8 protein-coding genes are annotated in these 8,060 nt (G+C 53.7%); 3 read left to right on the top strand and 5 right to left on the bottom strand.

Annotation, left to right across the window (positions count from 1 at the left end; all coding sequences use genetic code 11):
* The first annotated feature begins 97 nt into the window (after positions 1 to 97).
* Positions 98 to 400: a Mo-dependent nitrogenase C-terminal domain-containing protein gene (locus tag V6D20_14035; protein HEY9816899.1), complete on the top strand. Its 303-nt coding sequence runs from the start codon at positions 98 to 100 to the stop codon at positions 398 to 400.
* On the opposite strand, the gene V6D20_14030 is transcribed toward V6D20_14035, so the two are convergent.
* Complete coding sequence (locus tag V6D20_14030) at positions 388 to 1,185, bottom strand: HAD family hydrolase (GenBank protein ID HEY9816898.1); 798 nt, start codon at positions 1,183 to 1,185, stop codon at positions 388 to 390. The two genes, V6D20_14035 and V6D20_14030, sit on opposite strands and share 13 nt — an antisense overlap.
* A gap of 458 nt (positions 1,186 to 1,643) precedes the next feature.
* Here V6D20_14030 and V6D20_14025 point away from each other — a divergent pair, with 458 nt between their 5' ends.
* On the top strand, positions 1,644 to 3,362 hold the full coding sequence (locus tag V6D20_14025) for a SpoIID/LytB domain-containing protein (GenBank protein ID HEY9816897.1): 1,719 nt from the start codon (positions 1,644 to 1,646) through the stop codon (positions 3,360 to 3,362).
* 77 nt (positions 3,363 to 3,439) lie between these two features.
* Here the strand turns inward: V6D20_14025 and V6D20_14020 are convergent, their stop codons facing one another.
* Both V6D20_14020 and V6D20_14015 read right to left on the bottom strand, forming a co-directional pair.
* Complete coding sequence (locus V6D20_14020; protein ID HEY9816896.1) at positions 3,440 to 4,210, bottom strand: ABC transporter ATP-binding protein; 771 nt, start codon at positions 4,208 to 4,210, stop codon at positions 3,440 to 3,442.
* A gap of 156 nt (positions 4,211 to 4,366) precedes the next feature.
* The gene (locus V6D20_14015; GenBank protein ID HEY9816895.1) at positions 4,367 to 5,632 is read right to left on the bottom strand and encodes an FtsX-like permease family protein; all 1,266 of its coding nucleotides are present in this window, start codon (positions 5,630 to 5,632) and stop codon (positions 4,367 to 4,369) included.
* 238 nt (positions 5,633 to 5,870) lie between these two features.
* Here V6D20_14015 and V6D20_14010 point away from each other — a divergent pair, with 238 nt between their 5' ends.
* Complete coding sequence (locus tag V6D20_14010) at positions 5,871 to 6,854, top strand: homogentisate phytyltransferase (GenBank protein HEY9816894.1); 984 nt, start codon at positions 5,871 to 5,873, stop codon at positions 6,852 to 6,854.
* On the opposite strand, the gene coaE is transcribed toward V6D20_14010, so the two are convergent.
* Both coaE and V6D20_14000 read right to left on the bottom strand, forming a co-directional pair.
* Positions 6,840 to 7,490, bottom strand: coding sequence for a dephospho-CoA kinase (gene coaE / locus V6D20_14005; protein ID HEY9816893.1), 651 nt, complete (start codon positions 7,488 to 7,490; stop codon positions 6,840 to 6,842). The two genes, V6D20_14010 and coaE, sit on opposite strands and share 15 nt — an antisense overlap.
* Before the next feature lie 300 nt (positions 7,491 to 7,790).
* On the bottom strand, positions 7,791 to 8,060 hold a 270-nt coding region (locus tag V6D20_14000; GenBank protein ID HEY9816892.1), incomplete at its 5' end, for a uroporphyrinogen-III synthase.

The following is an 8,060-nucleotide window of genomic DNA, read 5'->3' as shown; positions in this document are numbered from 1 at the left end:
GGAAATGGTCAGGATTTAGGTGTTGAGTAGAAGTAGACCTCTACAGATTTTGTTGGCACTAGGGCCTTGCCCTTGGCCAACATCCCTAAATCGTCCTATGCATGCCACATCGTCTAAGCCATCTGGGCACAACCTCCGCCTTGATCCCCTGCGCCCCCTGCGTTGGTGGCTCAATCAATTGACTATCCAGCGTCCCTGGCTAGCCTGCCTCATTCTTCGCCTCATTCCTGCTCAATGTCCCTTTGAGCGCGATATTTGTATCCTCGGTCGGGTTGTGGGTCACATCCCGCCCCTGTGTAAGCTCAACCCTATCTACGACGAGTTGGTTTACCTGCGCTTTCGCGCCTTGTGTTACCTAGTTGATGACTGTGGGGAAGACCCAACCCGCTACGCCCGATAGTCTAGGGCAGGGCAGTTGAGCAGTTGATGGGCAATGGTTAACAAATCGCTGTGAATATGAGTGGGCTCAAACTGCTCTAGGTAGCTGCGGCTACGAATCCCACAGGTTACCGCAAGGGTCGTAATGCCGTGGGTTTGTCCGGCAATGATGTCGGCTTCCGTGTCGCCAATCATGTAGGCTCGGGTCGCCGAGTAACCCACTTGAAGGCTATGGGCGATCGCCTGTCGAAGCAGTTCAGCTTTGTGCTGGGCATGGTTGTTGTAAGCGGCGTGGCGATCGCCGGCTCCCCATACGGCTGCAAACAAGTGATTCAGGTGATGCTGGTTGAGAATCTGCTTCACCTGATCTCGCTGACGCAGGGTCACAAGCACCAGCCGCGCTCCGTGGGAATGCAGCAGATGCAGGGCCCAAATGACCCCAGCCTGGAGTCGGTCTTGAGCTAGAAGTGTATCTTGATTCACAATTTGCTTCACACGCTTGAGGAACCAAGACACTTGCGACGGCTCCAGCCCAGACCGCATGGCAATTTCAGTATCTGGTGTGCGATCTTGCTTCATGCGCCAGAATTGCTCTTGGCTGAGAGGCGCAAGCTGCAACGGTTGCCCCAGGGACTGGTAGTGACGCTGGGTATCTGCGAGCCCCGAGCAGTAGGTGTGATAGTACCGTTCCGACACGTCCATGATCGGGCCATCGAAGTCGCAAAACAATGTAACGCCAGATAAAGCATCTGAATGCCGACCCCAAGGGTGAAACTCAGATCGACTGACTAGTTCAGCGTTTGTCATTCAGAAACCTGCCTGCTAAGCATTGACATTCCAGAACGGAAATTTAACGTAACTTTTATTAACACTAGCAACGATTTTCATAAGTGGTCAACCTGTAGTCCACTGATTTGGTTTAAAAAAACTTATAGCTAGATTATCCCATAGACCCTGATACCGAGGGGATCGCTTATCCCTGAAGGATTGAACAGGGGCCAGGAGCGATCGCCTGTGGTCAAAATGAAGAGGGTGATTCATAATGTCCTACATTCCTGTACATGTCTAAGATGATGACTCTCGCATCCGAGTCTTGCATGTTAGTGGAGGCACTTGTGGGATGAGAGTGCCGTCATGGGCCAGAGCCAGTCTTGCGCCTGCTTGAGATGCCCGGATCTGTTCTAGTCCCAACGATCGCCCTCTTGTGAGCGAGTTGAAATCTACCGTGGTTTGCGTTTATGGTTTGCTGCACCCGAGGACGTTTCATGAGTCAGCTTGTATCGGTTAGTTCTCCACATCTGACGTTATCTACTCCGAAGCGTACGGTGGGATGGTTATACGTTTCTGTATCAACTTGTATCGTTTGCTGGGTTGGGCTATCGGCAAAGCCCAGCGTGGCCCAGTCGCCGCCTAACCCGGTGCTCGACATTGGCATTGTGCAGCGCTTTGGGACAGAGGCAGAGCATGAGCTGATTCTGGAACCCCTGATGGGCGATCGCCTCACGGTGCAGTTCAAAACAGGGGATCAGGAGCAAACGCTGACCACCACGCGCCTGAAGGTTGATGTGGTGATGCAGCCCTTGGATGAACCCGTGATCGATGAGCGGGTTGTCCTCAGCACTCACCGTAGCTTTGAAAGTGCGGAAGACAGTGCCAATCAGTGGCGATCGCGGGGCATTGAGGTAGAAATTGCCCAGCCGCGTCAATGGCAGGTGTGGGCCAAGCGAGATGTGTACCACAGCCCTCTACTGCGGCGACTGCTGTTCCAAAATCTGCAGGCCAACGGTGCCACGGTGGCCTTTTTAGACTCCCAGGTGAAAACCCAGGTGCCGGTGGCGGCGTTCACCGCCGATGGTTTCCGCTACCACCGAGATGAGTTTGAGATCCAGTCGGCCAACAGCCGCATTCGGGTCAACTCCAACCTCGACAACACCAACCGGCTCTATGGTGGCGACATGCGCCTCCAGCCCAATGCCTACGGTACCTATACCCTCGTTAACGAAGTTCCCCTGGAAACCTACCTGCGCGGCGTAGTACCCCATGAAATTGGGCTTTCAGCTCCACCCACCACCATTGAAGCTCAGGCGATTTTGGCCCGTACCTACGTGCTGCGCAACCTGCGCCGCTTTGACATCGACAACTATCAGCTCTGTGCCGATACCCAGTGTCAGGTCTATTGGGGGCTATCGGGGGCTGATCCCATTTCCGATCGCGCTATCACGGCCACTCAAGGGCTGGTGTTAACCTACCAGGATGAATTGGTCGATGCCCTCTATTCCTCGACCACCGGGGGGATTACCGCGCCCTTTGGGGATGTGTGGAATGGCAGCGATCGCCCCTATCTGCAAGCGGTGATTGATTCTGTACAAGGGAGCTGGGATCTGCCCAATAACCGGTTAGACAACGAGGCCAATTTCCGCCGATTTATCAGCCTAGAGCGGGGCTTTAACGAAGAAACGTGGGATCTGTTCCGCTGGCGGGAAGAGCAGTCTCTAGCCCAGATTAGCAACGACATGCGGGAGTATCTGCGCAGTAAGCAGAATCCCCTGGCTAGCTTCACCCAAATTAAGAACCTGCAAGTGACAGAGCGATCGCCTGCAGGGCGGGTTCAGCGTCTTTTGGTAGAAACCGATCTGGGTTCCATTGAGCTAGAAAAAGATGAAATCTTGCGGGCTCTGTGGGGCCCCAACAGCACCCTGTTCTACCTCGATCCCATGTATGAACCGGCAGCCGCCAATACCCCCCCCGAGGATCGTCAGCTACGGGGCTATGCCTTTGTGGGCGGTGGCTTTGGCCATGGCGTGGGCATGAGTCAAACCGGGGCCTACAACCTCGGGCGGTTGGGCTGGAGCAGCGATCGCATCCTAGGCTTTTACTATCTCAACACCACGGTGCAGCCCTTGAGCGATCGCCTGGTGTTCTGGCGCGATCCGGCCGAATCTGCCGTCAACCAGCAGCCTACTGAAGCGATCGTTAGCGAATAATCGTTAGCAAAGATTAGGTCGGGATTGATGACAACTACCTCGATCCCGATACCCTATATAAATATTAGTCAGTATACCTAGGGATGGGGATGTGCCTTGATCTGTCCATCTTCCAAGTAGGCAACCTGATCGGCAACATCAACAATGCGGGGATCATGGGTGACCATCAGCACCGTCGCCTGTTCTTCCTTGGCCAGTTTGCGCAAGACATCAATGACCGCATGACCGCTTTGAGAATCAAGGGCAGCCGTGGGCTCATCCGCCATGATGATGCAGGGATTGCCCACCAAGGCCCGAGCGATCGCCACCCGTTGCTTTTGTCCACCCGATAGATCCCGTGGCAGATTATTGGCCTTGTCACCTAGACCCACCCGGTCGAGCAGTTCCCGAGCTGCAACCAGCGATAGGTGTTCGCTAGTGCCGCGCACTTTCAGGACAAGGGCCACATTTTCGGCCGCTGTCAGGGCTGGAAACAGGTTAAAACTTTGAAAAATAAACCCAATATGCTTCAGGCGAAACTGAGCAAGCTGCGATCGCGCCATGCGAGTAATGTCTTGCCCCAACAACGTCACCGTGCCCGAGGTGGGTGTGAGAATGCCACCCAGAATAGACAGCAGCGTAGTTTTTCCGGATCCGGATGGCCCCATGAGTAGTTGAATTGCACCTTTGCGCACCTCTAGGTCAACATCTTTCAGGGCCTGAAATCGCTGGGTGCCATTTTGAAACACCATACTCACCTGCTTAGCCGCAATGGCAATGGACGTATCTGCCTCAGAGGCGATCGCTTCGCAGAGAGAACGGGTGTAATGAGATGGTTGGATGATGGGCTGGTTAGAAAAGGTGGTCATGATCGAAGATTACACGGAAGCCGTGCCCTATATCCGCCAGTTTGCCGTGAGGAGGGGGCACTTCTATCCTAATCAACGTCCGCCATACTTTATCGGTATAAGGGTCACCTTCGAGAGTGGCACAGGCAAGCTACAATCCGTCAACAGCCTGAGCATTCAGGCTTTGAAGACAATAGCCGGATCCACACGGGTGACCTTTTGAATGGCGAATAGGGCTGAACCTACACACATCGCAACGGTGAGCCCAAAAATACCAACACCCATGATGGGCGTGATTAAGATAATGATGCCCTGGGTGGCAAATGTCCAGGCACCAAGCCCTAAACAGAGTGCCATACTAGGAATATAGCCTAGCACGGCCATCCACATCGCCTGCTCAATAATGATGCTGTAAATCACCCAATCGGATGCGCCCATGGCCTTCAGGGTGCCAAATTCCCGTAGGTGATCGGATACTGACGAATAGAGAATTTGCCCCACAACCACAATCCCAACCACGACACCCACGGTTGCACCCAGTCCTAAGATGAACCCAACGCCGGTGCTATTTTGCCAGTGGTTGCGCGTCAGGGTAGACAATTCCTCCCGCGTGTGAGCCCGGATATCGGGCATCTCGGCTTCTAGGCGCTGCTGCAAGTCGGCAATATCTTGCCCCGGTTCTGCCTGGATCAGCACATAGGAAATGGGATCGGTGATATTGAGGGGTTCTAGCTCGATCTCAGGGGTGATCGTCTCGTCCTCTCCGCCAAGATTATCTTGGACGCGCTCAAACACCGTGGTGCAAGATACGCTACCCGTCTCGTCGGGGGTACAGCGCACCGTAGAGGTCAGACCACCGGCGGCATAGACCTTGGCATTTTCTAAGGAGGTAAATAGAAATAGGCTGGAGACAATGGATTGGGTGCCTCGGGTGATACCAGCTAGGCGCACCGCGATCGAGTTAATGCTCGCCTCGTCACCCAGCGCTTCTATTTCCAAGGTGGATAGATTCGATTCATCTACCGCTACGGTTTGGGGTTGTTTAAGATCAAGCTGATCACCTTCCAGCATGTTCCAAAGGCGAAAGAGCTGACCTTCAGGGTTATAGCCAATGATCCGCGAAGGGGCAATTTTTCCCGAGGGGCTACGCCAGCGGCCGCTATAGAGAGCGATCGCCTCTGCCCTAGCTACACCTTCCATCTCCTGCGCTTGGGCCAGTCGCTCGGCCGGAATGGGCTGGGTCAGTTCAAAGTGCAAAATTTCTTCAGAACTGATCCAAATATCAGCGGTGGATTGATCAATGAGCAACGACGTAGAGCGCGTAAAGCCGCGCAAAATTCCCAACTGAATGGTGACCAAGCTCACAGCAAAAACAATGCCGGCCTGGGCCACCAAAAAGCGAGGAATGTCTTCTAGCAAATTTTTACGCGCAATGGAAGCCATAGGCAGGTAGCAGCAACTCTGGGCATTATCTTTTCACTTTAGCGGCTGATGGGAGAGCTCGTGGTATTCTTCAGCAGAAAAACAGGGTCGCTCTCTTGTCCAGAACGTCTTGTCCCCCAGAAACCTCTAGCTGCTGCAGGTATCCTGACGAGATGGATGGTCAAGGAGTGCCCAAACAGCTTTGTAGTATGCTGGCTCTACGTCCCCGCCTACGGTCTGATTGAGACACATGAGCCGAATGTCTAAGTCATCTACTGCTTCTCACCGCCCTAAAGCTGTCCATTCTTCCTTTTTGCGATCGCTCTGGCGATTTTCAAGACCTCACACCATTTTGGGAACCACCCTCAGCCTGTGGGGAATTGGGTTGATCGCGGGGGCGATCGCCTTCCCTGCGCCCCTAGGATGGTTGTTTCTATCGCTCGTAGCTGCTTGGATAACCTGCCTCTGCGGTAATGTCTATATCGTGGGACTCAACCAGTTGGAAGATATTCCCATCGATCGCATCAACAAACCCCAGCTCCCCTTAGCCTCCGGTTCCTTTTCACGCCGACAGGGACAGTGGATTGTGGCCATCAGCGGCGGGGTGGCGATCGCCCTCGCTGCCCTGCAAGGCCCTTTCTTACTCGCCATGGTGGGTCTCAGTCTGCTCATTGGCACAGCTTATTCCCTCCCGCCCCTGCGTCTAAAGCGATTTCCCTTCTGGGCCTCACTCTGTATTTTGGGCGTGCGTGGGGTGATCGTTAACCTAGGTTTATTCCTGCATAGCCAAGCTGTACTCACGCAGCAATCGCTCTGGCTTTGGTCAACCCCTGGATCCATCGAGCCGATTCCAGGCATTGTGTGGGCGCTCACTGGATTTATCTTGGTTTTTACCTTTGCGATCGCCATTTTCAAAGACATTCCAGACGTGGCGGGCGATCGCCAGTATAATATTTTGACCTTGACCGCACGACTCGGTAGCCGCGCGGTTTTTAATCTATCCCGTTGGGTGATCACCGCCAGCTATGGTGGCATGATCCTAGTGGGCTGGGGGCTAGATAATGTCAATCGACCTTGGTTGATCGGTACCCATCTGATGGCGATCGCCCTCTTTTGGATCCTCAGCCGACGGGTGAATTTGCACCGGCCGGCTGACATTGTGAGGTTCTACCAAACGATCTGGAAATTTTTCTTTGTTGAATACCTAATCGTTCCGATCGCCTGCGGGTTAGCCTTGCTCTAAAACGCGGTCAACCTGGGCCTGCAGATCCTCTAAGCTCGATGCATTCTCTAACACTACATGGGCTTGATCTACCTTGCGTTCCACAGCAAGCTGGCTGCTAATACGCGCCTGAATCTGTTCTAGGTCAACGCGATCGCCCTCCGATACCCGAGACAGCTCCCGTTGAATTAACCGATCCATTTGCTGTTGGGGCGGGCAGCGCACCACCCAGATTTCATTCACCAGATCGGTCATCCGTGCCTCAAACAGCAGCGGTACTACTACCACTACCACCGGATATCGATCCGGCGGCAGGTCGCGCAAATCCTGCTGAATGCGCTGGCGCACAAAGGGATGGATTTGTCGCTCAATCCAGGTGCGCTCCGCCACACTGCTAAACACGATATCTCCTAAGCGCCGCCGATCCAGATGACCACTGGGAAATAAGACACAGGTTCCGTAGCGATCGGCAATATCAGCTAGCAAGGGAGAGCCCACATCAACGGCTTCTCGGGCATAGATATCAGCGTCTAGAATTGGCAGATGGTGGCGATCGTGTAGGTAGTCAGACACGGTAGTTTTGCCCATGCCAATACCGCCGGTGAGTCCAATAATGCGCTGATGACCGGATGATTTACGAGGCAAGATGGTAGACATAGATGTTGTTCACAATCCAAAGCAGTCACGAAGCAGCATAAAACAAGGTGGCGGTAAAGGGGAGATGGTCTTGAAGCGTAGAAGTTAAAAAACTGTGGACAGAGAGGACATCAGAAACGGGCGAATTCTGGGTGCAGACTGCTTTCCCAGTTTTTAGGATTGAAGGGCTGTCTCGTCCCACACTAGTCCCATCAGCATTCGATCGACGAGAGACTCTATCCAAGCTGAAAAAACCATAGATGGAGCGCGATCGCCTATGGCTCTGACCTGCGTTCCCCTAACCCTCTGAAGCCACGTCTCCTAACCTCCATGCCCTAACAACGACTTACTCCACGCCACAATCACCTGAGTTAATCCATCTAAGGTGTAGTCCTGAGCTTCAAGATCCACACGTCCTAGATAATGCTGACAAGCGGTAGATGTTTGCGGGCCAATGGATGCGATACATACATTTTCCCAGCGATCGCTCCCCAGATCTTGAGTGAGCTGGGCAAAGCACTTCACGGTTTTGGAACTGGCAAAGGTCAGGACATCCACGCGGCCATCGAGAAGGGCGGCGCGAATCTCAGG

This window comes from Candidatus Obscuribacterales bacterium (genome assembly GCA_036703605.1).
GTDB lineage: Bacteria > Cyanobacteriota > Cyanobacteriia > RECH01 > RECH01 > RECH01.
Note: the sequence above shows the minus strand (reverse complement) of the source record. Positions and strands in the feature narration are given on the sequence as shown.